Source organism: Shinella sp., assembly GCF_052438155.1.
Classification (GTDB): Bacteria; Pseudomonadota; Alphaproteobacteria; order Rhizobiales; family Rhizobiaceae; genus Shinella.
On the sequence record NZ_JBQVPI010000026.1, the window covers coordinates 33,990 to 58,947 of the forward strand.

The following is a 24,958-nucleotide window of genomic DNA, read 5'->3' on the forward strand; positions in this document are numbered from 1 at the left end:
GTAAGGGTTACTTCGCAATCGGCGCGTAGTTGCCGTCGCTCCAACGATTGATGTCGTAGCTGGCGTCCTTCAGGTCACCCTTCTCATCAAAGGTGATGGTGCCGACCACGGTGTCGATCGACTGGCCGTTCTTCAGCGCTTCAGCGACCTTGGTCGGATCATCCGAGCCGGCGCGTTCGATGCCCTGGGCGAAAGCCTGAATTACGGCGTAGGAGAACAGCGTGAAACCTTCCGGCTTGAAGCCGCCGGCCTGGATCTTCGCGACGGCTTCCTTCGCCTCTGGCTTGGCCTGCGGATCGGACGGGAAGACGAACAACGTGCCTTCGCCGGCCGGACCTGCGACCTGCCAGAATTCCGGCGAAGCGATGGAGTCAGGCATGATAAGCTGGAACTTGTAGTTCTGTTCGGCGGCCTGGCGCAGAATGAGACCGGCTTCCGGGTGATATCCGCCGAAGTAGACGACTTCGACCTTGGCGTCCTTCAGCTTGGTCACCAGCGCGTTGTAATCCTTCTCGCCGGCATTGATGCCTTCGGCAAGGACTTCCTTGAGACCGTTTGCGTTCATCGTGGCGCGAACGGCATCCGCCACGCCCTGGCCATAAGCCGTCTTGTCATGCAGAACGGCAACATTCTTGCCGGCATATTCCTTGGCAATCCACGGACCGATGAAGGCACCCTGCGCGTCGTCGCGGGTGTAGAGGCGCATGATGTTCGTCCAGCCCTTGGCAGCCGCATCGTCCGTCATGACCGGGTTGGAAGAAGCAGGGCTCATCATCAGCGTGCCATTTTCCGCATAGACGGCGGAGGCCGGGATGCTCGAGCCCGAGCAGGCGTGGCCGTCGACGAACTGGATGCCGGCAGCGGCAATGCGGTTGGCGACCGAAACGGCCTGCTTCGGATCGCACTGGTCGTCCTCGAACTGCAGCTTGATCTGGCGTCCCAACACGCCGCCCTTGGCGTTGATGGCATCGGCGGCGGCCTGCGCACCCTGCTTGAACTGGTCGCCGATCGTCGCGAGCGGACCGGTGAGCGGGCCGGCGACCGCGAAGGTCAAGTCGTCCGCCCGTGCGGCGGTGCCCATGAGCAGGCCGAGTGCCGTGCCGAGGATCAGAATTTTTCTCATTGTTTCAACTCCCTTTTTGCCCGCATCCGTGCGGGCTTCTCCCAAAACGAAATTCCTGCCCTTGCAAAAAGAGTGGCTGACATTCGAACCATTCCCAGAGATAGGCGGCAAGCCCCCGATCCACATGAATCCACAAGGTCTCGATATCGGCGTGCCAATAGACGATGCCCGTCACGCCGCCAAACGGCATGGCCGCGCAAGGTCCCGGATTGCCGGGATCGATTGTCGTCGCCCGCGCGAGAAGATCGCGCACACCTTCACCCCTCGCCTCGAAGAGTCGCAGGGCCGAACTGACGGTCGATACCGCATAACCTTCGTCATGCCAGCCATCGGACACCTCGGCAGGCGAAATGCCGATGGCGAGCAGCCGGTCTCGCGCAACCCGCACCGCATAACGATCGCCTGAAGCAATATCGAGCGCGCCGATATCCGTGCCAAGATGATATCGGGCGAGGAAGCGGCCGATATTGCCACTGACGAGGTGCTGCGTGACGCCGGCGACGGCGCCGACCTCGACGGTACGACCGATAAGGCGGGCCTGTGTCCAGTCCGGCTCGGGTCGCCACTTGCGTGCAACATCAAGCATGGAGACGTCTCCCTTCCTCATCGAGAGCGCAAACGGAGACGATGCGAGCGCGCCTGATGTCGCGAAGGTGCTGCAATTCGATGACATCACCCATACGGGAAAGGCCGCGTTCGATCAGCCCGAGCGCGATCGGTTTCTGCAAGACGGGGCTGAAGTAGCTCGACGTGACAAAACCGGTGCTGCGAGGGACGCCCGCTTCCCGCTCGATGCCATGCGCGCCCGTCGGCAGCAGGCCCCTGCCGTCGATCGCTTCGAGTCCGACGAACTGGCGACGATCCGGGCGCGTCGCATCCTCGGTGATCAGCGAGCGGCGACCGATGAACTCGACCTTCTTGCGCTCCAGCGGAGCGGTGAGACCGAAATCCACCGGGCGACTCGTCCCGTCGGTATCCTTGCCGATGACGACATAGCCCTTTTCCGCCCGCAAGATCATGAGCGCTTCGATGCCGAGCAGCGTCGCGCCGAAAGCCGCGCCCGCCTGCCGCAGCCGCGTCCACAACGCGGTAGCATGGTCGGCCGGAACGGAGATTTCGTAGGAACGGTCGCCGGTAAAGCTGATGCGGGCGATCCGCACCGCAATGCCGTCGAACACGCCGGAAACCACCGCCATGTGCGGCAGCGCCGTATCCCCAAGTTCGGTCCCGAAACCGATCGTTTCCATCAGCGCCTTCGCTTGCGGGCCGGTGATCGTCAGGGTCGCCATCTCGGCCGTTGCGTTGTGGATGAAGACGCGCCGCTTGTCGAAGCGATCCTGCCGCCATTCTTCCAGGAGGGCATGTACGCCCGCCACATGCGAGGACGAGCACGACACGACGAAGCGGTTCTCATCGAGCCGCACCAGCACGCCGTCATCGTAGATGTTGCCCCCTTCCGTGAGGATGAAACCGTAGCGGCAGCGGCCGGGCGCCAGCGTCGACATGGTGTTGTAGTAGATGAAATCGAGAAATGGCGCAGCATCCGGGCCGATGACCTCGATCTTGCCAAGCGGTGAGCCGTCAAAGAGCGCGACGCCTTCGCGTGCCGCCTTTGCTTCCGCCTGGATGCACTCCTCCAAGGCACCAACGCCGTAGAAGGCCGGTCGCAGCCAGCCGCCATAGTCGCGGAACACTGCGCCGTCTGCCCGATGCTCCCTTTCCAGTGGCAAGCGCCGGAGCGGGTTCATGCGCGTGCCGGAACGCGCGCCGGCAAAGGAGGCGAGCGGCACCGGCGTGAAGGGTGGGCGATAGGTGGTCGTGCCGACCTCAGGAATACGCCGTCCGGTGATTTCCGCCATCAGCGCGAGGCCGTTGACGTTGGACGTCTTGCCCTGATCGGTCGCCATGCCGAGCGTGGTGTAGCGCTTCAAGTGCTCCACGGAGACGAAATTCTCCCGCACGGCGAGTTCCACGTCCTTGGCCGTGACATCGTTCTGGAGATCGATCCAGACCCGCTCCTTCGCGCCCGGCTTCGGCCAGGCGGCGACGATGCCGAGTTCCCTGCCCGCCCTGTCCACAAGCTCTGCCGGAAGGCCAAAATCACCCGCGGCAGCGCCAACAACCTGGACGCCCTCGACCGGCCGGCCGGGGACAAAGGCGAGGATATCATCGCGCCAGTCGAGCTTGCCCTGCGCCTGGCAATAGAGATGCACGGTCGGCGTGAAGCCGCCCGAGACAAGCACGGCATCCGCCTCCAGCACGCTTCCATCGGAAAGCCGGACGGCGGCGACCGCATTCCTGCCGGTCGCAGCCGCTACGGTGAGACCCTTCAGCACCCGGAGACCGACGGGAGAAGCGGCATTCGCACGATAATCGACGACGGTAACATCGGCGCCGGCGGCCACCAGGGCTTCCGCCGTCTCATAGGCAAGGCCGTTGTTCGCCGCGATAACGACCTTGCGGCCGGCGACGACACCAAAGCGGCGGAGATAGACCAGCGCGGCCTCGGCCGACATGACACCTGGCAGGTCGTTGTTTCCAAAGGGCAGCGGCCGTTCGATAGCGCCTGTGGCAAGCATGATCGACCCGGCACGGATGCGCCAAAACCGGTCCGGCGCATCACCCATAAGCTTCTGGTTGAGGCCAACAAGGTGGTGATCGTAGATGCCGAAAGCTGTCGCGCCGGTCAGCACCAAAACTCCAGCCTGTTCCAGCTCCGCCGCCACGTCCGCAGCCCACTGCGCTCCCGGTTTCCCTTCAAGGGTCGCCGCTCGAAAAAGCAGGCTGCCGCCAACCTGCTGGCCATCATCGCAGAGCACCACACGCTTTCCAGCGCGCACCGCATTGCGCGCGGCAAAAAGGCCAGCAGGCCCTGCGCCAACCACCAGCACGTCGCAATGGTGGTTCACCTGCTCGGCGAAGGCCGGGCCGCTTCCGTTCTTGTCCAGTGTCCCGAGACCGGCCATCTGCCGGATGCGCGGCTCGAAGAGGTGCCAGTCGGGAAGCATGAAGGTCTTGTAGTAGAAGGCGGCCGGAATGAAGCGCGAGAAGGCATCGATAAAGGCGTGACGGTCCTTTTCCGCGCTCGGCTCGGCGTTGACGCTGCGCACCGCCAGGCCGTCAGCCGCGAACACCTGCGTGGCACGCGTGTTCGGCATGCCGCCTACAATATCCACGAGCGCGTTCGGCTCCTCGACACCCGCGCCCCAGAGGCCGCGCGGACGGTGATACTTGAAGCTGCGACCGAGCACGCGAACGCCGGCGGCAAGAAGCGCCGAGGCGACCGTATCGCCTGCGAATCCTCCGATTGCCTTGCCGTCGAAGGTGAAGGCGAGAGGTCGTGACCGGTCGATGGCGGAGCCGCCGTCAGTGCGCCATGCCGTCATTGTCGCCTCCTTCCCCAAACGCAAAGGATTGCGCCACGCGGTGGTTCACGGTGTCACGCTCCATGCGGAAGATTTCACCGCAGGCCATGTGCATCCAGATTTCGTTTGCCGCACCGCGCCGGTTGTTGCGCTCGTAGAGATAGGCGGTCCATTCGTCATCCGTCACGGCGCGAAACCCTTCGGGGCGATGGTTGCCGGCGTCGCCGCCGAAACGGAATTCGTTCTCGCTTCGCGGTCCGCAGAAGGGGCAGGGAAAAAGCTGCATGAAAACCTCCTAGTGCGCGATGCCGGAGCCGGCGGCCTCGTCGATCAATCGTCCGCGTGAAAAGCGGTCGAGATCGAAGGGGCGGCTGACATCGTGGTGTTTGCCGGTCGCCAACAGATGGGCGAGCAGCGTGCCGCCGGCGGGAATGGCCTTGAAGCCGCCTGTTCCCCAGCCGCAATTGAGGAAAAGGCCCGGCAGCGGGCTTTCCCCGAGGATCGGCGACGAATCCGGCGTGACATCGACGATGCCGGCCCATTGCCGCATCAGCCGGAGTTGGCGGAACGACGGGAACATTTCCAGAAAGCCCGCGACGACCTCTTCCAGGACAGGCAGGTTGCCGCGCTGGCCATAGGAGGGAACTCGGTCGAGCGCACCGCCGATGACCAGTTCGCCCTTGTCCGACTGGCTGGCATAGGTGCCTGTGCCGGGCGACAGCACGACGGTATCGAGCACCGGCTTGATCGGCTCGGAAACGCAGGCCTGCAAGGCATAGGAAGTGATAGGCAGTCGGAACCCGGCCTTGGCCGCGAGATGCGAGGAGTGGCCGGCGACGACCATGCCCGTCCGATCGGCGCGAATCTCGCCACGGCTGGTTTTCACGCCCCGGCAGCGCCCGCCCTCGATCAAAAACTCCTCCACCTCGCAGGACTGGATGATATCGACACCCAGCCTGTCGGCGGCACGGGCATAGCCCCAAGCGACCGCATCGTGCCGCGCCGTACCCGCCCGGCCCTGCCAGACGCCGCCGAAGACAGGATAGCGCGCTTCCGGAGAGAAATTTGCGAGCGGCAGGACGCGGCGCACATCCTCGACGCCGAACAATTCCGCATCCGTGCCGTTGATCTGCATGGCATTGACCGTCCGCGCCGCCATCTCCATCTCGGCCTCCGAGTGGGCGAGCGTGATGATGCCACGCTGCGACAGCATGATGTTGTAGTTGAGATCCCGGCCAAGTGTTTCGTAGAGCCGCAACGCCATATCATAAAGCGCTGTACTCTCTGGGAAGAAGTAGTTGGAGCGCACGACGGTCGTGTTGCGGCCCGTATTGCCGCCACCGAGCCAACCCTTTTCGATGACCGCAATATTTCTGATGCCGTGCACCTTGGCGAGGTAATAGGCTGTCGCCAGACCGTGCCCGCCGCCACCGATGATGAGAATGTCGTAGCGCGGCTTCGGCTCCGGCGAGCGCCAGGCTTGCTGCCAGCCCTTCTGCCCCCGAAGACCTTCCTTGAACAGCGAAAGTGCAGAGTAGTGCCGTGTCATCGGAAAACACCCGCACGCGCCTCGGCGCAGCGATAAAACGACAAGGCTGAGTGCGGCTTCATACGCTGCCCCATGGATAAGGAACCGGTCGATCAAGCCCCTCCGCTTGATCCGACGATATGCATATTTCCACTGGACACTAATGTCCAGAAAATTGCAAGAGAATGTGCGTGGCGACGATCATCCGTCACCTATCACCCCTGATTCCAGCAATTCGGAGACGTACAGCAATGCCCATTGCTCAGCCGCCGGGCTGAACACGCCTCATCAATGTTTCGAAAGCCTCAACTTCGGCATCCGATGCCTCGCGACCGGTGAAGCTGAGGAGATAGGGGCGCAAGAGACGCAACCGCATCTCCCGGTCATCGCGCATGCCGAGTGTGAAATGACCGATCTGCGTGAAGTAGAGGACCCGGGCCCGGATGAAGGCCTCGTCCTGCGGATAGTCATAGCGCAGGAACATGCGTGTCACCGCATCGACACGCTGATCGTCCGCCTGATCGACAATGCCGCGCACCGATGCATCCACCTGCCCCCAGGAGCGGACGGCGGCATCGAGGCGCGGACTGAAGAGATCAGGGTCAACCCAGCATTCAAAAATGTGGCATACGGCCTTGGTGACGGTCGGCGCCGGTCGAAGCGCCCGCTCAATGATAGGACTGGTGTTCTTGCGCAGCCAGTATTCGATGAGTTCGCGGTGCAGTTCCTGCAAGTCGGCGAAGAACCAGTAGAAACTCGACCGCGAAACAGCGAGCGTCTTGGCCATAACCTGGATCTTCACATTGGCGATACCCTCTCCAATGAGTGCCTCGATTCCTGCCACGATCCAGGCCTCGCGCGTCATGCGGCCAGCTGTCTGTTTGGAAGCAGATGGCCTTGCCACCGAAGGCCTTGTAGCACTCACGATTTCCCCCCATGGCAGGCTTCATCGCCACGCACACCAAATTCGGTGTGTCATGTTGCCCAAAGCCAAAGAGATATCAAGTTCGCGGCAGAGGCGCACAACTTCGCGTAGGCAGGTTCAAAAGCGCCTTTGGCGTTGCGCAAATTCGACCCCTGCCGCCACAGATCTGGCTAGAGCACTGACCGTTTCCCCTATGTTGCGCATACTCGTCTGTCGGCTACTGCGAAATACCAGAGATGAAAGCCGCCAGCGTTGCGGCAAGGAAGGGTGAAACATAGCCTCCCTCCTGAACTATGACGGTCGGGATTCGTAGCTTCGCGATGTGCAGCCCGATGCGGTTGAAATGCCCGTCGTCCACCCTCATGCAAGCAAAGGGATCGTTTACGGATGCGTCGAGGCCGAGAGCCAGGACAAGGAAGTCGGCCCCAAACCGTCGGACTTCTTGACATGCCGTTCGCACCGCCGCCAGGTACACCGCACCGTCGCTGCCGAGTGGAAGGGGAAAATTGCGGTTCGTTCCCGCCCCTGCCTCGAACCCCGCCTCATCGGCATATCCGGCATAGTATGGGTAGAGATATGCGGGGTCGCCGTGCACTGACAGTGTCAGCACGTCACTGCGATCATAGAACATCGCCTGCGTGCCGTTGCCGTGGTGCACATCGATATCGAGGATTGCGACGCGCCGCCCCGCCACGACCGCCTGTTCGGCGGCAAGGGCGGAATTGTTGAGATAGCAGAAGCCGCCGGCCTTGTCGCGATAGGCATGATGGCCGGGCGGACGACACAGGGCATAGACCATGTCCTCGCCGTCAAGCACGCGCCGGGAAGCATCGAGTGCGGTCAAAGCGCTCGCTTTTGCAGCTTCCCACGTTCCTTCAACAAGGACGCAGCCTGCATCCGCCTGGTAGAAGCCGGCACGACCGAGAAGATCGTCCGGGCGCCGGTTCATGTAGATATTCGGGTGAATGCTGGAGCGCAACTCCGGGCCATTGCCGGGGATCGCGCGCCAGGCGGCAAAACCGTTCTCCAGAAAATCAAGATAGTCGCCATCGTGCAGGCGATGGATCAGGGTCGTATCGTCACTAGCAGGGGCGACGACACTGACACCGGCCAGCGCCAGCCCTTCACGAAGCTTCTCGATGCGCTCGGGAACCTCGAGATTGGGCTGCAGCACGCCGCCTGCAATACGCGTCAAGGGCCGGTGCAGCGACTGCCGCTCGTCATAGATCGCAAGCACTGCGGCCTCCTCACTGCTTGCCGAGCCGGCCGCCGCCGGCAAGGTAGGCGTCCAGGGATCGGTCCAGCGCATCGCGGAACCGGGAGACGATCGCATCGATCTGTTCCGGCGTGCTGATCAGCGGCGGCGCAAAGGCGATCGCCGTGCCGAGCGACCGGCAAACCAGCCCATTCTCGAATGCGCGGTTCTGGATGCCGACGCCGAACTGCATGTCGGCAGGAAAGGCTTCGCGCGTTTCCTTGTCGCGGACGATCTCGACGCCCCACATCAGGCCAACGCCACGCACCTCGCCGACAAGCGGGTGGTCGATGAGCGGCCGCATGCCCGCGGCCATGCGCTCTTCGAGCGCGGCGACGCCATCGATGATCCCGTCTTCCTCGTAGATCCGCAGCGCCTCGACCCCCACCGCGCAGGCCACCGGATGGGCGCCATAGGTATAGCCGTGCCCGAAGACGCCGATCTTCTCGCTCTGCGCCCGCATGCCGGCATAGAGACGCTCGTTCAGAAGCACCGCCGAGAGCGGCATGTAGGCGGCCGTGAGAGCCTTGGCGCAGGTGATCATGTCCGGCTCCAGCCCGAATGTCTGGCTGCCCCACCAGGCGCCGGTGCGCCCGAAACCGGTGATCACCTCGTCGGCCACCAGAAGCACGTCGTGCTTCTTCAGGACCTTCTGAATCTTCTCGAAATAGGTTTTCGGCGGAATGACCACGCCGCCGGTGCCCATGGCGGGCTCGGCAAAGAATGCGGCCACGGTGTCCGGTCCCTCGGCCACGATCAGGGCATCCAGCTCATCCGCCAGGCGCGTGGCAAAACCCTCCTCCGTCTCGCCCGGCAGGCCCTCGCGATAGAAATGCGGGCATGTCACGTGCAGGAAGCCGGGCAGCGGCAGATTGAATTCACGGTGCAGGTGCGGCAGGCCGGTGATGCTGGCCGAGGCGATGGAGGTGCCGTGATAGCCGCGGTTGCGGGCGATGATCTTCTTCTTTTCCGGCTTGCCCTGGGCATGGAAGTAGTACCAGGCGAGCTTGACGGCCGTATCGTTCGCTTCCGAGCCCGAGCTTTGGAACAGCACCTTCGACATCGGCACGGGCGCGATCTTCAGGAGGCGTTCCGACAGCTCGATCGCCGGCTCCGTCGCGCGATGGGCGAAGTTCTGGTAGTAGGGCAAGGTGTTGAGCTGGCGGGTGGCCGCCTCGACCAGCCGCTTCTCGCTCATGCCAAGCGCCGCGCACCAGAGGCCGGACATGCCCTCGATATATTGCTTGCCGTCGTCGTCGTAGACATAGGCGCCCTCGCCGCGCGCCATGATCGTCGGCCCGACGGTCTCGTGGGCGGCGAGATTGGTCTGCGGGTGGATTTGGGACGCGATGTCGCGCATGCGAAGCGAGTTGTACATGGTTTTCCTCCTGGAATTAGAAGCGGCGCGCAGCGCGCATTACGCATCTTTGCGCTTGACGAACTGGGCGGCGATGAGAACGACGATCGAAAGCGCCACCAGCATGGACGAGATGGCGGCGACGGTCGGATCGACCTGGTCGCGGATATTGGCGAACATGCGCTTGGTCAGCGTGGAATTGGCGCCGCTGGAGACGAACAGCGAGACAACAACCTCATCGAAGGACGTGACGAAGGCAAACAGCATGCCCGAAAGCACCGAGACACGGATCTGCGGCAGCGTGACGGTGAGGAAGGCGGCCACTGGTGACGCCCCCAGGCTGCGGGCCGCCCGTTCGAGATTGGGATCAAAACCCTTCAGTCCGTTGCCGACGGCGATCATGACGAAGGGTATGGCAAGTGTTGTATGCGCTAGCACGAGGCCGGTGATCGTGTTGTTGAGGCCGAAGCGCGCATAGACGAAGAAGACGCCGATGGCGACGAAGATCAGCGGGATCATCATCGGCATCATCAAGAGACCGCGGATGACCGGCGCCAAGAGGCTGGTGGCCTTGTAGAGCCCGTAGGAAGCCAGGGTTCCAAGCGCGGTGGCCAGCACCGTCGTCAGGCCCGCCACCTTCAGCGACACCAAAGCGGACTGGATCCATTCCGGCGAGGTGAAGAAGGCTTCGTACCAGCGCAGGCTGAGACTGCGCGGCGGAAACTCGAGATATTGCGAGTCTGAGAAAGACATCGGAATGACGAGAATGCAGGGGATGATCAGGAAGGCCATGACCAGGGCGACAGTCAAATAGAGCCAGAGGCGCTGGCCATGCGTGATCTGGGTGGATGTGGCAGGTGTGTTCAGCATCACGGTCTTCCCGCAGAAAAGCTCAAGGCGTCGGTCAATTTGCGAACGCCCCAGAGAATGACGGCCGTCACCACCAGCAGGGCGACGCTCAGCGCACTTGCCGCCCCCCAGTTGGAGAATTTCGCAACGGTATCGGCGATCTGCGTGGACCACATGGCAACACGCCCGCCCCCCAGGAGCGCCGGCGTCAGGTAGAAGCCGAGGCACAGGACGAAGGTCAGCGCGATCCCCGAGGCAAGGCCGGGCATCGACAGCGACAGGAAGACCTGGCGGAACGCCTGGCTCGGCGAAGCGCCGCAATTGGCGGCCGCCCGCAACAGCACCGGATCGATCGCCTTCATCGATGCATAGAGCGGCAGGATCAGGAAAGGCAGCATGACATGCACCATGCCGATGATCGTGCCCGTCAGGTTGTGCACCAGTGCGAGCGGCTGGTCGATCACGCCGATGGACAGCAGCCAGTCATTGATGACGCCCTTGCGCTGCAGCAGAACCAGCCAGGCATAGGTGCGCACCAGCACCGAGGTCCAGAACGGCAGGATCACGAAGATCATGAGGATCTGCGCGGCGCGAGGCGAAAGCTGGGAGAGCAGATAGGCGACCGGGTATCCCAGGACAACGCACAGCGCCGTCACCAGTCCCGCAACCTTGAAGGTCGTGAGGAAGCTTCCGACATAGGCAGGCCGCAGCAGCCGGGCATAGTTCTGGACCGAAAGGTTCCCGGCAGCATCGAACAGCGATAGCCAGGCGAGCCAGGCGAAGGGGATGAGGAGAATACAGGCGACGAGGATCAGGGCTGGAAGACTAAGCCCCCGGAAGATGCGCTGCTCACGGTTTGTGGCACTCCTCAACATCGTGCCGTTGAGCGGCATATCGGGCGCCCGGTCGATGGCCAGCGTCATGGCGCGGCACTCCCGATGACCAGGCTCGATTCCGCCGGCAGCCACAGGGCGAGGCTGTCGCCCGGCTGCGGCAACGCTTTGCGTTCGGCGCCCGAATGGCGAATGGCAACTTCATGCCCGCCCGCAAGCTCGACCGAGACCTGATTGCAATCACCCCGGTAGACGACATCGAGCACCCTGCCCTCGATGCGATTGTCGCGCCCGGTCTCGCCTTCCCAGCGCAGCCGCTCCGGGCGGACCATGAGCCAGTTTTCGCCGCCGGCGGATGCAGCCCGCGTGTCGGCAAGCTGGAGCGGTCTTCCGTGCAGGAGATAGGATTGATCGCGGCATTCGACGGGCAGGAAGCGGGTCTCGCCCATGAAGCCGGCGACGAACTTGCAGTTCGGCCGGTCATAGACCGTTGCGGGCACGTCGAGCTGGACGATCCTGCCCTTGTCGAGCACGGCGATGCGGTCCGACATGGTCAGTGCTTCCTGCTGGTCGTGCGTCACGTAGATCGTCGTCATGCCGAGCTGTTTGTGCAGCCGCTTCAGCTCGATCTGCATGTGCTCGCGCAGGTTCTTGTCGAGGGCGGAGAGCGGTTCGTCCATCAATAGCAGCCGCGGCTCGAAGACGAAGGCCCGGGCAAGCGCAACGCGCTGGCGCTGGCCGCCCGACAGCGCCGTGATCCGCCTGTCGGCAAGGTGCTGCATGTGGACGATCTCCAGCGCGCCCATCACGCGCTTGCGAATGGACGCGCTGTCCACCTTACGCAGCTTCAGCGGGTAGGCAACGTTCGAGAAGACATCCATATGCGGAAACAGCGCATAGTTCTGGAACACCATGCCGAGGTCACGCTTGTGTGGCGGCCGCGTGATGAATTCCACGTCATCAACCAGCAGGCTGCCCTGGTCGGGCCGTTCGAAGCCGGCGATGACGTTGAGAAGCGTGGTCTTTCCCGAGCCGGAAGGACCGAGAAGCGTCAGGAACTCCCCCGCCCTGATATCCAGGGAAACGCCATCGAGCGCCCTGAAACTGCCATAGGCCTTGTGGACCTCGCGAAGGTTGACTCTGCCCGACTGCATCCTGCCCTCCCGGCTCGTTCGATCAGTTCGACATCAACAGGCTGTAGTCCTCGCGAACCAGCTCGTTGTTGTCACGCCACCAGTTCGCATCGAGGAAGGTCTGCTTCTTGACGTTCTCCGGCGACATGTTGGACTGCGCCAGCACCTCCGGCGAAAACGCCTTCACCTCGAAGGCGAGACTGTTGGTCGGACCATAGTAGGGCATCATTTCGGGAATGCGGGCCTGCACCTCGGGGGATACCACGCCAGCGATGAATTTCTGCGCGGCGGCGGCATGGGGCGCGCCCTTGAGGATCGCGAGGCAACCATAGCCGAGGATCGCATCCTGATAGGTGAATTTTACGGGTGCGCCATCTGCTATCACCGAAGCAACGCGGCTGCCCCAGATCGCCATCATGTCGACCTCACCGTCCTTCAGCAGTTGCGCGGATTGCGCGCCGGACGACCACCAGACGCCGACATCGCCCTTGATCTTTTCAAGGGAAGCCAGCGCGCGCTCGGTGTCGAGCGGATAGAGGCCGTCCTTGTTCACCCCATCCGCAATGAGCGCGATCTCCATCATCTCCTGCGGATAGGTGCTGAGTGCGCGGCGGCCGGGAAACGCCTGCACGTTCCAGAAGTCCTGCCAGCTTGCCGGCGCCTTGTCCTTGTAGACATCCGTGCGCCAGGCGAGAACCACCGAATAGGTGTTCGTCGCAATCCAGTGCTCGCCGTAGCCGCGCGTATCGAAACCCTTGGTGCTGATCGTATTGTAGTCGAGCGGCTCGAAAAGCCCCTCCTTGCCGCCGACCGCGCATTCGTCCGCGCCGAGATGTACGACATCCCAGGTCGGGGAGCCGGACTGCACCTGCACGCGCACGGCGGCGAGCCCGTCATGGGTCTCCTCGCGCAATTCGATGCCTGCGGCATCCGCCGCCGGCTGCCAGATCGTCTTGCGCAAGTCGGTCTGGAGATTGCCGCCGAAGCCGGCGACGATAAGTGTTTCCTGTGCCGCTGCGACGCTGGCAAAGGCCAGCACGCCGGCTGTCGCGGCGACGGTCAAGAATGCGCGATTACACGATGCCATTACCAAACTCCTCCTCTGGTGATGATCGGCCGGAGCCATCCTCCACGGTCCGAATACAGGATCGACATTCCATTCCCTGCGTGCCAATCTAGTTAATGAGATGAACTATATTGTTCACGTTGTCAACCAAATTTATCCGCGTAAAATCCGCCCACAGGAATCGTGAGGAGCAACCACTTGAATAAGCAAAACGAAACCATGACGGATCGCTCCAGTCGCGCCGACGGCCACTTCTTTCGCGACCACACGTCGCCACAGAAGATCGAGCCGGACATCCGAGACCTGTTCTCGTTTGAGCTGCAACGGCTGGCCGGCCTCTCCACCCGCATTGCTGCCCTGTCGATCCGCCCGAAATACGGCGTCACCGCCCGCGAATGGCGCGCACTCGCCGTCCTCAAATATCTTGGCGAGGTGCCCCTCCAGGAACTGGCAAAACACAGCGGATTGCTGAAAAGCCAGATGAGTCGGACGGTTTCGGCGATGATCGAGCGCGGCTACATCCTGAAAACGGCCAATCCGGAGGATGGCCGCAGCATCCTGCTCACACTCAGTCCGGAAGGCCTGGAACTGTCCCAGACGATCCTGGCCGATTCCTTCGAGCGAAACGAACACATGCTTTCGACCCTCAGCCATGCCGAGCGGCAGATCCTGATCGAGCTTCTGCAGCGCGTCGGACGCAACAGCGCACACTATTTCCACGACCTGAAAACCAACGCATCGCAGGAAGACCTGCGCGAGCTCGACGAGGATTAAGGCCGCATCGCAGAATTATAGTTGACAATATAAACTAAATTTCGCATCACTATCCCCACGGAAACTAGGAGGATCGAGATGTCGGGAGAGCTGACGATCTGCGAGTGCTTCGCAAGGGACGGCTTGCAGCACGAGACGACAGATCTCGCCACGCAAACCAAGATCGCCCTGATCGACGCCATTTCCGAGGCCGGCTTCCCACGTGTGGAGGCAACCAGCTACAGCAGCCCCCGCCATGTGCCGGCCTTCGCCGACGCCAGCCTCGTGCTGTCCGGCATCCACCGCCGCTCCGGCACCGCCTACAAGGCCACCTGCCCGAACCTGCACGCCGTCAAGCGGGCGCTTGACGATCACGCGGCAGGACACGGGCCTGAGGAAATCAGCCTTCTCGTTTCGGCAACACAATCGCACACCGAGAAAAACCTGCGCACGACGCGCGAACAGCAATGGCGCAATGTTGCCGAGATGGTCGCGCTGGCCGACGGCCGGTTCCGTCTGATCGGCGTGATCTCGATGGCGCTCGGCTGCCCCTTCGAGGGCAAGGTCGACCCTGCTTCCGTCATCGACGACCTGAAGGCCTTTGCCGGCCTCGGCGTGCGTCACGTCTCGATCTGCGACACGACCGGCCATGGTACGCCCGGCAGCGTACGCCGCCTCTTCACACGCGCCATCGCGGAAGTGCCGGACGTCACGCCCATCGCCCATTTCCACGACACGCGCGGCACGGGCATCGCCAATTGCATGGCCGCCTACGAGGCCGGGTGCCGCTGGTTCGACAGCGCCATCGGCGGCGTCGGCGGGCATCCCACCCAGATCCGCTATGGCGGCGGCTATACAGGCAATGTGGCGACGGAAGATCTCGTCAATCTCTTCGAGGCCGAAGGCATTGCCACCGGCATCAACATCGACAGGCTCCAGGCCGCCTCGCTGCAATGCGAACGGGCTCTTGGCCGGGAATTGCAGAGCAAGGTGGCGCGAACCGGTTTCGGCCATCTGGCAGCATAGGATGAGTTCATGACACAGAATAACGCTCTACCGATCCTCACCAGCGAAGACCGCGGTCCGGTCCGGATCCTCTCGCTCAACCGGCCCGACAAGCTGAACGCCCTCGATACCGCCCTAACGCAGGCGCTGCATGACGCACTGCTGGCCGCCGATGCCGACGAGGCCGTGCGGGCGATCGTGCTGACGGGACGCGGCCGCGCCTTCTGCGCCGGCGCCGACCTTGCGGAATTTTCCACCCTGACGCCGGCCAACCAGGACCTTGTGGAGAAGCGTGCCGATCTCACCTGCCGCACGCAGGCGATGATGCAGAGCCTGTCCAAGCCCGTCGTCTCCGCCGTGCGCGGCGCGGCCGTCGGCGGCGGCGCCGGACTGGCCATCGGCTGCGACATGATGGTCGCGGGCACCGACCTGAAATTCGGCTATCCCGAACTCAAGCATTCGATCGTGCCGGCGCTGGTGATGACCGGCCTGCAGCGCTCGCTCGGCCGAAAGGCCGCCTTCGAATTGGTCAGTCTCGGCCGTCTCATCGGGGCAGAGGAAGCGCACACCCTCGGTCTCGTCAACCGGATCGTACCACCGGAAGAGATCGTCGAGACGGCCCTCGAAATTGCCAGCCAGTGGGCAGCGGCGCATCCGAAGGCCATGGCGGCGGTCAAGTCGCTCTACTACCGCGTCGCGGACCTGCCCTACGAGGGGGCGATGGCGGCCGGGCGAACCGTGAACGCGCAGATGCGCAGCTTCCGGGAGCAGAGCCAATGAAGCCGCTGGAGGGTATCCGCATCCTCGATTTTTCCCGGGTGCTTGCCGGCCCCATGGCGACGCAGATCCTGGCCGAGCTCGGCGCTGAGGTCACCAAGATCGAGCGGCCGGGAACGGGCGACGAATCCCGCCTCTTCGAACCTCGGCTGCCGGGCGGCGAAAGCGCATATTTCTTCGCCTTCAACCGCGCCAAGCGTTCGATGACGCTGAACCTCAAGTCGCCGGAAGGCCAGGAGATCGCGGCACGGCTGGCCGAAGGACACGATGTCGTCGTCGAGAATTTCCTGCCGGGCGAGATGGATCGCTTCAATCTCGGCTACGACACGCTTTCCGGTCGAAATCCCGGGCTGATCTATGTCTCCAATACAGGCTTCGGCCAGACCGGGCCATATCGCCTGCGCAATGGCTACGATACGATCTTCCAGGCGCTTTCCGGCATCATGCACCTCACCGGACACCCGGATTCGCCGCCTGCCAAGACCGGCATTCCGGTCTCCGACATGACGTCGGGGCTGTGGATCGCGATCGCCATCCTGACGGGATTGGTCGGACGTGCCCGCACGGGCAAGGGATGCCATGTCGACCTTTCCATGATGGACGTCCAGACGAGCCTCCTGGCCCTTGCCGCCGCCCGCCTGTTCGCGCTCGATGAGGATGTCGGCCGCTCGGGAACCCAGCATCCCGGCCGCGTCCCCTCTGCCGCATTCCAGTGCGCCGACGGATCGTGGCTGCATATCAGCGGCAGCGACCAGCATTGGGGTGATATCTGCGTGGTGCTTGAACTCGACGACCTCGCCGCCGATGCGGCCTTACAGAAGAACGCCGCCCGCGTCGCCGCGCGCGAACGGGTCATGGCGCGTTTGCGCCAGGCGATCGTGAGCCGCGACCGTGCGCCGCTCGCCGCGGCGCTGCGAGGCCGCGGCGTGCCGGCCGGCGAGGTGAACACGGTGCGCGAGATCCTGAACGATCCGCACAGCGCGGCGCGCGGCGCGGTCGGCACGTTCGACCACGCCACGGAAGGCACTGTCCGCGCCCTGCGCACGCCGCTGCGTTTTGCCGGCTACGACGATCCGGCCATCGGCTGCCCGCCAACGCTTGGCGGGGATACGGCGGCCGTGCTCTCGGAAGAACTGGACATGCCGGCCGAAACCATCGCGCGGCTGCGCAATGAGGGAGTGATCTGATGAGCGGCCCCAAATCCCCGATTCTCCTGCGCAAGGCGGATGGCGTCGCCCATGTCGTGCTCGACCGTGCCGAAGCACGCAATGCGCTCAACCTGCCGATGTGCCTTGCGCTGAAGGAGATGTTCGAGGCGCTCGATGCGGATGCGGATATCCGCGCCGTTGTGCTTTCCGCCAATGGCCCCGTCTTTTGCGCCGGCGCGGACTTGAAAGAGCGCAACGGCCGCGACGAGGCCTGGGTAGTCGCACGGCGGAGGGCTTCGTTCGCTGCCTATGATGCCATCGCCCGTTGCCGCAAGCCGGTGGTTGCTGTCACGCAGGGACCGGTGGTCGGCTCCGGCGGTGAAATCCTCATGAGCTGCGATTTCGTCATCGCATCCGACAAGACGACCTTCCGTTTCCCCGAGCCGCAATGGGGCACCGTCGGCGCGACGCAACGCCTGCAACGCACGATCGGCAAGATGCGCGCCAAGGAACTGCTGTTCACCGGGCGCACCATGCCAGTCGAGGAAGCCTACCAGTTCGGCCTCGTCGCCCGTATCATCCCGGCAGACGCTCTTGCCGAAACTGTTGCCGGCATCGTCAGCGCAATTGCCGCCGCGCCTCCTCTCGCCATGGCGCTGACCAAGCAGGCGGTGGATCTCGGTAGCGAAACCGACCTCAACAACGGCATACGCGTCGAAATGGCCGCGATCGAACGGTGCCTGGCGGACGGCGGATGGCGGGATGGCCTGGATCGCTTCACCAAAAATATCGGAGGCAAGGAACCATGATCGCCGACCGCCACACCGCGTTCGACATCGACGCCCTCTGCCCGACAACGATTACCGCCGCGCTGGAACGGGCCGCAGCCCTTGCCGGCGACGTCGAAGCCGTCGTGGCGAGCGAAGGGCGGCTTACCTATGCCGCCTTGGCCGGCGAGGTCGCGCGTATCCGCAATGGGCTCGCAGCACAGGGCGTGAAGAAGGGCGATCATGTCGGTCTCTGCCTTGGCAATTCCACGCTATGGGTCTCCATCTTCCTCGCGATTGGCTCGCTCGGCGCCGTCATAGTGCCGATCAACACACGCTTCGTCGCCAACGAGATGGCATATGCCCTTCGCCAGTCGAAGGTTTCGCGCCTCATTCTGTGCGACCGGTTCCTGAAGATCGACTTCATCGGCATGCTACGGCAGATCGATCCCGCCATCACACAGCAGTTGCCGGTTCCCACCCTTCCCGATCTACGCCAACTGATCGTCATCGGGGAGGACGTGCCGTCCGCCGCAATCTCCTGGCAGGCCTTGCTGACGAGCGGCACGGAAACCGTTTCAGCGGCTTGCAGCCCGGACGCCCCCCTTCTCATCCAGTATACATCCGGCACCACGTCCTTCCCGAAAGGTGTCCTGCTGACCCAGCGCAGCATGCTGGGCAATGCCTTCGTATCCGGTCACCGCATGGGGCTTCGCGTCGGCGACCGTTTCCACAGCGCCCGGCCGTTCTTCCATGTCGCAGGCACGACGCTGTCGATCCTCTCCTGCCTCCAACATATGGCGACGCTCGTCTCCATGGACCGCTTCGAGCCGGGTGAGGCATTGCGCCTCATGGAGGAAGAGCGCTGCACGCATTTCTCCGGCAACGACACCATGGCGCTGATGCTGCTCAGCCATCCGGACAGCACGGAACGCCGGCTCGTCCTGCGTGGCGCCTGGCTTGCCGCGTCGCCCACCATCGTCGCCCGCGTCATCGATGAACTCGGCGCCCGCGAATGCGTCGTCGGCTATGGGCTGTCGGAGGCCTCGCCCAACGTCGCACAATCCTGCTGGTGGGAGCCGGAGGCGATCCGCATCTCCGCCGCCATGCGACCTCAGCCGGGCGTCGAGGTTCGCATTCTGAAAGAAGATGGCGGGGAGGCCGGCTGCGGCGAACCGGGTGAAATCCGCGTTCGCGGCTGGAGCGTCATGCAGGAATATTTCGACAAGCCCGCCGAAACGCATGCGGCACTGTCGCCCGACGGTTGGCTTTCCACCGGCGATCTCGGCGCGCTCGACGAAAACGGCAGGCTGACCTTCCTCGGCCGCGCCAAGGAGATCGTGCGGGTCGGCGGGGAAAACGTTTCGCCGGCCGACGTGGAAAACGTCCTGCACCGCCATGCCGCCATCCGCCAGGCGGCGGTGGTCGGCGTGCCGGACCAGCGGCTTGTCGAGGTCATCGGCGCCTTCGTCATTCTCAAGCAGGGTGCCCATGCGGAGCCGGCGGAGATCATGGACTGGGCGAAATCCCAGATGGCCGGCTTCAAGGTGCCGCGCCATGTCTGGATCGTCGAAAGCTTCGAAGCGATCGGCATGACGGCAAGCGCGAAGATCCAGAAGAAACAGCTCGCCGCGCATGCCCGCAAGCTGATCGGGGCATGACGGGCATGCGGATCGAAACCAATGTGACCCGCCTTCTCGGCATCGACCTTCCGATCATCCAGGCCGGCATGTCCTGGGCGTCGTCCAACTCCGCCCTGCCGCTCGCCGTCTCGGCGGCGGGGGGCCTCGGGGTGATCGCCGCCGGTCCCATGTATGCGCATGACCTTGCGGCGGCAATCGACGCGGTGCGGGCCGGCACGGATCGGCCCTTCGCCGTCAACCTGCCGCTCTACCGCAAGGGCGCCGACGAAATCATGGACCTGCTCGTCGAAAAGCGTGTGCCGGTCCTCATCGCCTCGCAGGGCGGGCCGAAGCGCTATCTCGAGCGGTTCAAGACCATCGGCACGGTTTGCCTGCATGTGGTCGCCGGCGAAGAACACGCCGTCAAGGCAGCAGTGGCTGGCGTCGATGGCCTGATCGCCGTCGGCGGGGAAGCCGGTGGCCACCCTCCGCCGGACCTCGTCTCCACCCTCGTCCTCGGCCGTGCGGTCGCCAGGGCGGTGCCGGGCATGCCGCTCATCCTGAGTGGGGGCTTTGCCGACGGACACGGCCTTGCGGCCGCGCTGGCGCTGGGTGCCGGTGCGGCACAGTTCGGCACCCGCTTCATGCTGTCGCGCGAAGCGCGCCTGCACGCCGCCTATAGCCAGCAGCTGCTTTCCGCCTCCGTCACCGACACCATGGTCGTTGGCCACGGGCTCGGAATGATCCGCGTGCTGCGCAACGGCTTTGCCGAGCGGATGAACAGCGCGGAGGCCGAGGGACGAACGCTCGAGGAGCGCAAGGTGATTTTCGCTGCCGCCTCGCTCAAGGCGGCGGCCTTTGACGGCGACGTCGAGGGCGGCAAGGTCGAGGCCGGCCAGAGCGCGGGGCTCGTCAACGAGATTTCTCCGGCGGCGGATATCGTCGCCTCCATTGCGCGGGACTATGCAGCGGCCGTTGCCGCCCTGCCCCGCCCCAAGACACTCTCTCATGAAGGACTGAGCCATGCTGGGTAAACCGCTTCTCATCAACGGCGAATGGCGCGCGCCTGCCGGCAATCGCTCGGTGGAGGTCCGCAATCCGGCAACCGGCGAGGTGATCGCGACATTGGCGCTCTGCGAGACCGCCGATCTCGATGCGGCGCTCGAAGCCGCGCAGCGGGGTTTTGAGACCTGGCGCAGGACGACCGCCGTCGAGCGTGCCAAAATCATGCACAAGGCGGCGGCCCTGGTCCGCGAGCGCGCGGAAACCATGGCGCAGTTCATGTCCCGCGAACAGGGGAAGCCGATCGCCGAAGCGCGCGGCGAGGCGAACGCCGCAGCGGAACATATCGAATGGCATGCCGAGGAAGGGCGGCGCGCCTATGGCCGCGTCATCCCGGCACGTGTGCCCGGCGCACGGCAGATCGTCCTGCGCGAACCGGTCGGTCCTGTCGCGGCGTTCACCCCCTGGAATTTCCCGATCAACCAGCTCGTGCGCAAGGTTTCCGCAGCGCTCGCCAGCGGCTGCTCGATCATCGCCAAGCCGCCGGAAGAGGCTCCCTCCGCCTGTATCGAACTTGCCCGCGCCTTCCAGGACGCCGGCCTGCCGCCGGGCGTTCTCGGCATCGTCTTCGGCCCGGCAGCCGTAGTCTCCGAATATCTCATCGCCTCTCCGGTCACCCGCAAGATCTCGTTCACCGGCTCGGTCCAGGTCGGCAAGAAGCTCGCGGCGCTGGCGGCGGCCGGCGTCAAGCGCGCGACGATGGAGCTTGGCGGCCACGCGCCCTACATCGTCGCGAAGGATGCCGATGTCGAGGCCGCCGTCAAACTCGGGCTGATGCTGAAATACCGCAATGCCGGCCAGGTCTGCGCCGCCCCGACGCGCTTCTACATCGAGCAGGACGTCTATGACGCCTTCCGTACGGCCTTCGTCGCCGGTGCCCGTGCAATCAAGGTCGGCGATGGCCTGTCGGACGGCGTGCAGATGGGGCCGCTGACCCATGCCCGGCGGCTCGACGCGACGGCACGCTTCGTCGATGATGCCGTCTCGCATGGCGCAAGGCTGGAATGCGGCGGCAAGCGCATCGGCAATAGCGGCTATTTCTTCGAGCCGACGGTGCTGTCCGGCGTTCCGGAGGATGCCTCCATCATGAACGACGAGCCCTTCGGGCCGCTCGCAGCGCTCGTGCCGGTTTCCAGCATCGACGAGGCGATCCGGCGATCCAACCGCCTGCCCTTCGGCCTCGCCGCCTTCGGCTTCACGCGTTCGCTCGCCACGGCCGACCGGTTTTCCACCGAACTCGAGGCCGGCATGATCTCCATCAACCACTTCGGCCTCGCCGCTGCGGAAACGCCCTTCGGCGGCATCAAGGAGAGCGGCTACGGCAGCGAAGGCGGCAGCGAAACGCTGGATTCCTACCTCACGACGAAGTTCGTCAGCCATATCGGCTTCTGAAGCACGGCGGCACCATAGAAACAGGCCATGAAAAGCTACGACTACATCATTGCCGGCGGCGGTTCTTCGGGCTGCGTTCTGGCGAACCGGCTCGTGACGGCTGGCAAAAGCGTCCTGCTTCTCGAAGCGGGGCCTGCCGACAACACGCCCTACATCCATATCCCCGCCACCTTCGTGAAGGTGCTCGGGACGAAGCGAACCTTCATGTATGCCACCGAGCCGGAGCCGGGCGCCAACAACCGGGTGCTCGTCGTCCCGCAGGGCAGGACGCTGGGCGGCGGCTCATCCGTCAACGCCATGATCTATATCCGCGGGCAGGCCGAGGACTACGACACCTGGCGCGATCTCGGCTGCGAAGGATGGGGTTACGAGGACGTGCTGCCCGTCTTCCGCCGTTCGGAGGACAATGAGGTGCTCGCCGACGACTATCACGGCACTGAGGGACTGCTGAAGGTTTCGGAACCACGCTTCCGCCATCCGATCAGCACGGCATTCGTCAGGGCCGCGCAGCAGGCGGGCCTTGCCTATTCGCACGATTTCAATGGGGCACGGCAGGACGGCGTCGGCTTCTACCAGACGACGACGAACAATGCCCGGCGCGGCTCGACGGCCGCCACCTATCTTAAGGCCGTGCGCCGCTCTCCTCTGCTGGATGTCAGCACCGAGAGTATCGCAACGAAGATCCTCCTGGAGAACGGGGCTGCCGCCGGCCTTGCCTATCGCCGACGAGACGGCAGCATTCTCGAAGCCCGGGCCAGAGAAGAGGTCATCCTGTGCGCCGGGGCACTCGCCACGCCGAAACTCCTGATGCTATCGGGCATCGGCCCTGGCGACATGCTCTCGCGGCATGGTATCCCGGTCATCCGCGACCTGCCGGGCGTCGGCGAAAATTTCCAGGACCACATCGCCGTCTCCGTCTACGGCATCACGGATAGGCCGATTTCCCTGAAGGGCCAGGACAAGGGCCTGAAGGCGGTCACCAACGCGCTGCGCTACCTGTTCGGGCGATCCGGCCTGTTATCCTCGAACGTCGTGGAAAGCGGCGGCTTCATCGATACGAGCGGCTGCGGAAGGCCCGACGTCCAGATTCATGTCACGCCGACCCTTGTGGGCGATGCCACGCGCGGCCAGATGGAGGGCCACGGCGTCTCGATAAATCCCTGTATCCTGCGACCCGTCTCCCGCGGCACCGTTTCGCTGCGCAGCAACCGATTCGAGGACCCGATCCATTTCGTCGGCAACAATCTTGTCGCCCGGGAGGATGTCGACACCCTGGTTCGCGGCATCAAGCTCTCGCGCGAAATCCTCGCCGCTCCCGCCATGAAGGCTCTCGGCTTTCGGGAGTTGGCTCCCGGAGAAGAAAAGTCATCCGAAGCGGACTTTGCGGCTCATGCGCGCGCCAACGCCAAGACCGTCTATCACCCGGCCGGCACCTGCAAGATGGGCCGGGACCCGCTGTCCGTCGTCGACAACCGACTGCGGGTTCAGGGCGTCCCACGCCTGCGCATCGCCGACGCCTCGATTATGCCGACACTCGTGAGCGGCAATACGAACGCGCCCTGCGTCATGATCGCGGAGCGCTGTGCGGACTTCCTACTATGATAAGCTCTCGATGGATTCGAACCGTCGACCCTATTGTTACAAAGCCGTTTTCGTTTCAAACCGGCGAACAATCCGAGAGGCGCAAATTCCTCGTGCTCCTACTCGGTTCGATCGGAGTCGTCTACGGCGACATCGGCATCAGCCCACTCTACGCCTTCCGCGAGGCCTTGAGGCCTTTCATAGCCCTTCGATAAGCGCGTGCGGAATAGCGACGCCCCGGCCGGCACCTGTGGAGCCGAGGCTTTCGCGGGTAAAAACGACCTTGCGATGATATCCGCCTCAATGCCGGCCTGACGGGACGCCGTGTCGGCCAGCTGTCGCAAAAGCTTGCGCTTCGACACGGACGGCAGGTCGATGGCGACGTTCTCCAAAGTGAGATGATCGCTGAGTTGCATGATAGGCTCCCGGGTAAAGCAGGATGCGTCAGCCCGCATCGACGATGCCAGTGCGTGCGCTCAGCGGCTGTCGAAAACGCGCTCGGCTTCATCGGGCGGACGGCATTTCCTTGTAGATGAGGTCGGGCGCGACGATCCATTCGTCCCGCTGCAGCGACAACACGCTCAGCCGGCCGTTTCGATCCCGGCCGGCAAGCCCGACAAAGCGGTAGCGACGGCCGTGGCCATCGATCACAGCGGCATAGATCGACCGGTCGCGGACATAGCCCGCAATCGGTCCGACACTGCGCGTCCCGGCGAGGACGAAATACTCGTAGGGAAGGCTGCGGCTCACGCTCATTTGCGAACCTCGTTTGGGGCGGGCCGACGCAGCGACATGGCGTCGGGCCGGACCTTGACCGCGGAGGAGCCCTCCCCAGCCGCTGCCGGCCCTTTGCGGCGGCGGCCTTTCTTGAATTCGACGACAAATGGTTTTGTCTGCGATCGCATCTCGATTTCCTTGGACATGGTCAGTGAAAGCTACATTTGACGCCGCCGAGCGGGCCGAAATCCGCGACCATCGCCTGTCCGGGCAGAACCTGGAGGATGGTGGTGCAGGATCCGGTTGCGACGATGTCGCCGATCTCGAGCTTGTGTCCTCGCGCCGAAAGTTGCCGTGCCAGCCATGCGACGGCATTCAGGGGATGGTCCATGACGCAATCTGAACGCCCGGCCAGCACCTGCCGTCCGTCGAGCGACACGCCGACCTCGATTGCGGCAAGGCCGGCTGGATCGATGCCCGTCACGACCCCGCCGCAGATCGTTGCGGCATGCAGGGCGAAGTCAGCGATCGCCGCCTCGGTTCCGATGGCGGCGCTACGGGTTCTGCGGCCGAGAATGCCGATGGCCGGCATGCAGCCGAGCACGGCATCGGCAGCGCTTTCGTGTCAATCGGCTTGGTAACGGGACCCCGTATCGGCTCCCAAGAGGGACCCCTGCCTCTGGTTGCATAGGGTCAGCGC

Annotated in this window: 23 protein-coding genes and 2 pseudogenes; 10 read left to right on the forward strand and 15 right to left on the reverse strand. The window is 64.0% G+C overall.

Translation table 11 applies throughout. The features are described 5' to 3' along the window. Positions 1-7 precede the first annotated feature (7 nt). The 12 genes from ACT6VE_RS28490 to ACT6VE_RS28545 form a co-directional block, all read right to left on the reverse strand. Positions 8-1,123 (reverse strand): branched-chain amino acid ABC transporter substrate-binding protein, encoded by a 1,116-nt coding sequence (locus ACT6VE_RS28490; protein WP_444801661.1) that lies wholly within the window; start codon positions 1,121-1,123, stop codon positions 8-10. A 4-nt stretch (positions 1,124-1,127) separates the two neighbouring features. After that, positions 1,128-1,709 carry a hypothetical protein gene (locus ACT6VE_RS28495; protein WP_444801662.1) on the reverse strand — a complete coding sequence of 194 codons (582 nt, stop codon included), beginning with the start codon at positions 1,707-1,709 and terminating at the stop codon, positions 1,128-1,130. Beyond that, on the reverse strand, positions 1,702-4,509 hold the full coding sequence (locus ACT6VE_RS28500; protein WP_444801663.1) for a 2Fe-2S iron-sulfur cluster-binding protein: 2,808 nt from the start codon (positions 4,507-4,509) through the stop codon (positions 1,702-1,704). The genes ACT6VE_RS28495 and ACT6VE_RS28500 overlap by 8 nt, the downstream gene beginning before the upstream one ends. Further along, positions 4,490-4,774: a sarcosine oxidase subunit delta gene (locus tag ACT6VE_RS28505; RefSeq protein ID WP_444801664.1), complete on the reverse strand. Its 285-nt coding sequence runs from the start codon at positions 4,772-4,774 to the stop codon at positions 4,490-4,492. The genes ACT6VE_RS28500 and ACT6VE_RS28505 overlap by 20 nt, the downstream gene beginning before the upstream one ends. 9 nt (positions 4,775-4,783) lie before the next feature. Then, a complete protein-coding gene (locus ACT6VE_RS28510; protein ID WP_444801665.1) occupies positions 4,784-6,037 on the reverse strand; it encodes a sarcosine oxidase subunit beta family protein in 1,254 nt (417 codons plus the stop codon). Between the two features lie 241 nt (positions 6,038-6,278). Further along, complete coding sequence (locus ACT6VE_RS28515; RefSeq protein ID WP_444801666.1) at positions 6,279-6,881, reverse strand: TetR/AcrR family transcriptional regulator; 603 nt, start codon at positions 6,879-6,881, stop codon at positions 6,279-6,281. 277 nt (positions 6,882-7,158) lie between these two features. Beyond that, complete coding sequence (locus tag ACT6VE_RS28520; protein ID WP_444801667.1) at positions 7,159-8,178, reverse strand: histone deacetylase family protein; 1,020 nt, start codon at positions 8,176-8,178, stop codon at positions 7,159-7,161. A 10-nt stretch (positions 8,179-8,188) separates the two neighbouring features. After that, on the reverse strand, positions 8,189-9,574 hold the full coding sequence (locus ACT6VE_RS28525) for an aminotransferase (protein ID WP_444801668.1): 1,386 nt from the start codon (positions 9,572-9,574) through the stop codon (positions 8,189-8,191). Positions 9,575-9,613: 39 nt separating this feature from the next. Further along, positions 9,614-10,423 (reverse strand): ABC transporter permease, encoded by an 810-nt coding sequence (locus ACT6VE_RS28530; protein ID WP_444801669.1) that lies wholly within the window; start codon positions 10,421-10,423, stop codon positions 9,614-9,616. Then, positions 10,423-11,325: an ABC transporter permease gene (locus tag ACT6VE_RS28535; RefSeq protein WP_444801670.1), complete on the reverse strand. Its 903-nt coding sequence runs from the start codon at positions 11,323-11,325 to the stop codon at positions 10,423-10,425. The genes ACT6VE_RS28530 and ACT6VE_RS28535 overlap by 1 nt, the downstream gene beginning before the upstream one ends. Next, positions 11,322-12,389, reverse strand: a complete 1,068-nt coding sequence (locus ACT6VE_RS28540) for an ABC transporter ATP-binding protein (protein WP_444801671.1) — start codon at positions 12,387-12,389, stop codon at positions 11,322-11,324. Before ACT6VE_RS28540 ends, ACT6VE_RS28535 begins: the two co-directional genes overlap by 4 nt. Before the next feature lie 22 nt (positions 12,390-12,411). Further along, positions 12,412-13,455, reverse strand: coding sequence for an ABC transporter substrate-binding protein (locus tag ACT6VE_RS28545; protein ID WP_444801672.1), 1,044 nt, complete (start codon positions 13,453-13,455; stop codon positions 12,412-12,414). A gap of 177 nt (positions 13,456-13,632) precedes the next feature. Here ACT6VE_RS28545 and ACT6VE_RS28550 point away from each other — a divergent pair, with 177 nt between their 5' ends. From ACT6VE_RS28550 to ACT6VE_RS28595, 10 genes and pseudogenes are all read left to right on the forward strand, one after another. After that, complete coding sequence (locus ACT6VE_RS28550; RefSeq protein WP_444801673.1) at positions 13,633-14,208, forward strand: MarR family winged helix-turn-helix transcriptional regulator; 576 nt, start codon at positions 13,633-13,635, stop codon at positions 14,206-14,208. 78 nt (positions 14,209-14,286) lie between these two features. Next, positions 14,287-15,213: a hydroxymethylglutaryl-CoA lyase gene (locus tag ACT6VE_RS28555; RefSeq protein ID WP_444801674.1), complete on the forward strand. Its 927-nt coding sequence runs from the start codon at positions 14,287-14,289 to the stop codon at positions 15,211-15,213. Between the two features lie 9 nt (positions 15,214-15,222). Further along, entirely contained in the window at positions 15,223-15,972 is a 750-nt protein-coding gene (locus ACT6VE_RS28560; RefSeq protein ID WP_444801675.1) for an enoyl-CoA hydratase/isomerase family protein, read from the forward strand. Continuing rightward, complete coding sequence (locus ACT6VE_RS28565; protein ID WP_444801676.1) at positions 15,969-17,156, forward strand: CaiB/BaiF CoA transferase family protein; 1,188 nt, start codon at positions 15,969-15,971, stop codon at positions 17,154-17,156. Before ACT6VE_RS28560 ends, ACT6VE_RS28565 begins: the two co-directional genes overlap by 4 nt. After that, positions 17,156-17,926: an enoyl-CoA hydratase/isomerase family protein gene (locus tag ACT6VE_RS28570; RefSeq protein WP_444801677.1), complete on the forward strand. Its 771-nt coding sequence runs from the start codon at positions 17,156-17,158 to the stop codon at positions 17,924-17,926. Before ACT6VE_RS28565 ends, ACT6VE_RS28570 begins: the two co-directional genes overlap by 1 nt. Further along, complete coding sequence (locus ACT6VE_RS28575) at positions 17,923-19,545, forward strand: AMP-binding protein (protein WP_444801678.1); 1,623 nt, start codon at positions 17,923-17,925, stop codon at positions 19,543-19,545. Before ACT6VE_RS28570 ends, ACT6VE_RS28575 begins: the two co-directional genes overlap by 4 nt. After that, entirely contained in the window at positions 19,542-20,540 is a 999-nt protein-coding gene (locus ACT6VE_RS28580) for an NAD(P)H-dependent flavin oxidoreductase (protein ID WP_444801679.1), read from the forward strand. The genes ACT6VE_RS28575 and ACT6VE_RS28580 overlap by 4 nt, the downstream gene beginning before the upstream one ends. Further along, positions 20,530-21,960, forward strand: coding sequence for an NAD-dependent succinate-semialdehyde dehydrogenase (locus tag ACT6VE_RS28585; protein WP_444801680.1), 1,431 nt, complete (start codon positions 20,530-20,532; stop codon positions 21,958-21,960). Before ACT6VE_RS28580 ends, ACT6VE_RS28585 begins: the two co-directional genes overlap by 11 nt. 27 nt (positions 21,961-21,987) lie before the next feature. After that, a complete protein-coding gene (locus tag ACT6VE_RS28590; protein WP_444801681.1) occupies positions 21,988-23,562 on the forward strand; it encodes a GMC family oxidoreductase in 1,575 nt (524 codons plus the stop codon). Next, positions 23,559-23,747 (forward strand): annotated as a pseudogene (locus tag ACT6VE_RS28595) (KUP/HAK/KT family potassium transporter); the annotation flags it as partial. The gene ACT6VE_RS28590 and the pseudogene ACT6VE_RS28595, both read left to right, overlap by 4 nt. On the opposite strand, the gene ACT6VE_RS28600 reads toward ACT6VE_RS28595, so the two are convergent. The 3 genes and pseudogenes from ACT6VE_RS28600 to ACT6VE_RS28610 all read right to left on the reverse strand — a co-directional run. Then, positions 23,661-23,957: a hypothetical protein gene (locus ACT6VE_RS28600; protein ID WP_444801685.1), complete on the reverse strand. Its 297-nt coding sequence runs from the start codon at positions 23,955-23,957 to the stop codon at positions 23,661-23,663. The pseudogene ACT6VE_RS28595 and the gene ACT6VE_RS28600 sit on opposite strands and share 87 nt — an antisense overlap. 88 nt (positions 23,958-24,045) lie before the next feature. Next, positions 24,046-24,297 (reverse strand): hypothetical protein, encoded by a 252-nt coding sequence (locus ACT6VE_RS28605; RefSeq protein ID WP_444801682.1) that lies wholly within the window; start codon positions 24,295-24,297, stop codon positions 24,046-24,048. A gap of 169 nt (positions 24,298-24,466) precedes the next feature. Next, a pseudogene (locus ACT6VE_RS28610) lies at positions 24,467-24,868 on the reverse strand (2-keto-4-pentenoate hydratase); the annotation flags it as partial. Positions 24,869-24,958: the final 90 nt, after the last annotated feature.

What these genes read in the sequence shown, in the direction of transcription:
- ACT6VE_RS28490 (WP_444801661.1), bottom strand. Translation starts at nt 1,123, where the DNA reads ATGAGAAAAATTCTGATCCTCGGCACGGCACTCGGCCTGCTCATGGGC.
- ACT6VE_RS28495 (WP_444801662.1), bottom strand. Translation starts at nt 1,709, where the DNA reads ATGCTTGATGTTGCACGCAAGTGGCGACCCGAGCCGGACTGGACACAG.
- ACT6VE_RS28500 (WP_444801663.1), bottom strand. Translation starts at nt 4,509, where the DNA reads ATGACGGCATGGCGCACTGACGGCGGCTCCGCCATCGACCGGTCACGA.
- ACT6VE_RS28505 (WP_444801664.1), bottom strand. Translation starts at nt 4,774, where the DNA reads ATGCAGCTTTTTCCCTGCCCCTTCTGCGGACCGCGAAGCGAGAACGAA.
- ACT6VE_RS28510 (WP_444801665.1), bottom strand. Translation starts at nt 6,037, where the DNA reads ATGACACGGCACTACTCTGCACTTTCGCTGTTCAAGGAAGGTCTTCGG.
- ACT6VE_RS28515 (WP_444801666.1), bottom strand. Translation starts at nt 6,881, where the DNA reads ATGACGCGCGAGGCCTGGATCGTGGCAGGAATCGAGGCACTCATTGGA.
- ACT6VE_RS28525 (WP_444801668.1), bottom strand. Translation starts at nt 9,574, where the DNA reads ATGTACAACTCGCTTCGCATGCGCGACATCGCGTCCCAAATCCACCCG.
- ACT6VE_RS28530 (WP_444801669.1), bottom strand. Translation starts at nt 10,423, where the DNA reads ATGCTGAACACACCTGCCACATCCACCCAGATCACGCATGGCCAGCGC.
- ACT6VE_RS28535 (WP_444801670.1), bottom strand. Translation starts at nt 11,325, where the DNA reads ATGACGCTGGCCATCGACCGGGCGCCCGATATGCCGCTCAACGGCACG.
- ACT6VE_RS28540 (WP_444801671.1), bottom strand. Translation starts at nt 12,389, where the DNA reads ATGCAGTCGGGCAGAGTCAACCTTCGCGAGGTCCACAAGGCCTATGGC.
- ACT6VE_RS28545 (WP_444801672.1), bottom strand. Translation starts at nt 13,455, where the DNA reads ATGGCATCGTGTAATCGCGCATTCTTGACCGTCGCCGCGACAGCCGGC.
- ACT6VE_RS28555 (WP_444801674.1), top strand. Translation starts at nt 14,287, where the DNA reads ATGTCGGGAGAGCTGACGATCTGCGAGTGCTTCGCAAGGGACGGCTTG.
- ACT6VE_RS28560 (WP_444801675.1), top strand. Translation starts at nt 15,223, where the DNA reads ATGACACAGAATAACGCTCTACCGATCCTCACCAGCGAAGACCGCGGT.
- ACT6VE_RS28565 (WP_444801676.1), top strand. Translation starts at nt 15,969, where the DNA reads ATGAAGCCGCTGGAGGGTATCCGCATCCTCGATTTTTCCCGGGTGCTT.
- ACT6VE_RS28570 (WP_444801677.1), top strand. Translation starts at nt 17,156, where the DNA reads ATGAGCGGCCCCAAATCCCCGATTCTCCTGCGCAAGGCGGATGGCGTC.
- ACT6VE_RS28575 (WP_444801678.1), top strand. Translation starts at nt 17,923, where the DNA reads ATGATCGCCGACCGCCACACCGCGTTCGACATCGACGCCCTCTGCCCG.
- ACT6VE_RS28580 (WP_444801679.1), top strand. Translation starts at nt 19,542, where the DNA reads ATGACGGGCATGCGGATCGAAACCAATGTGACCCGCCTTCTCGGCATC.
- ACT6VE_RS28585 (WP_444801680.1), top strand. Translation starts at nt 20,530, where the DNA reads ATGCTGGGTAAACCGCTTCTCATCAACGGCGAATGGCGCGCGCCTGCC.
- ACT6VE_RS28590 (WP_444801681.1), top strand. Translation starts at nt 21,988, where the DNA reads ATGAAAAGCTACGACTACATCATTGCCGGCGGCGGTTCTTCGGGCTGC.
- ACT6VE_RS28600 (WP_444801685.1), bottom strand. Translation starts at nt 23,957, where the DNA reads ATGCAACTCAGCGATCATCTCACTTTGGAGAACGTCGCCATCGACCTG.
- ACT6VE_RS28605 (WP_444801682.1), bottom strand. Translation starts at nt 24,297, where the DNA reads ATGAGCGTGAGCCGCAGCCTTCCCTACGAGTATTTCGTCCTCGCCGGG.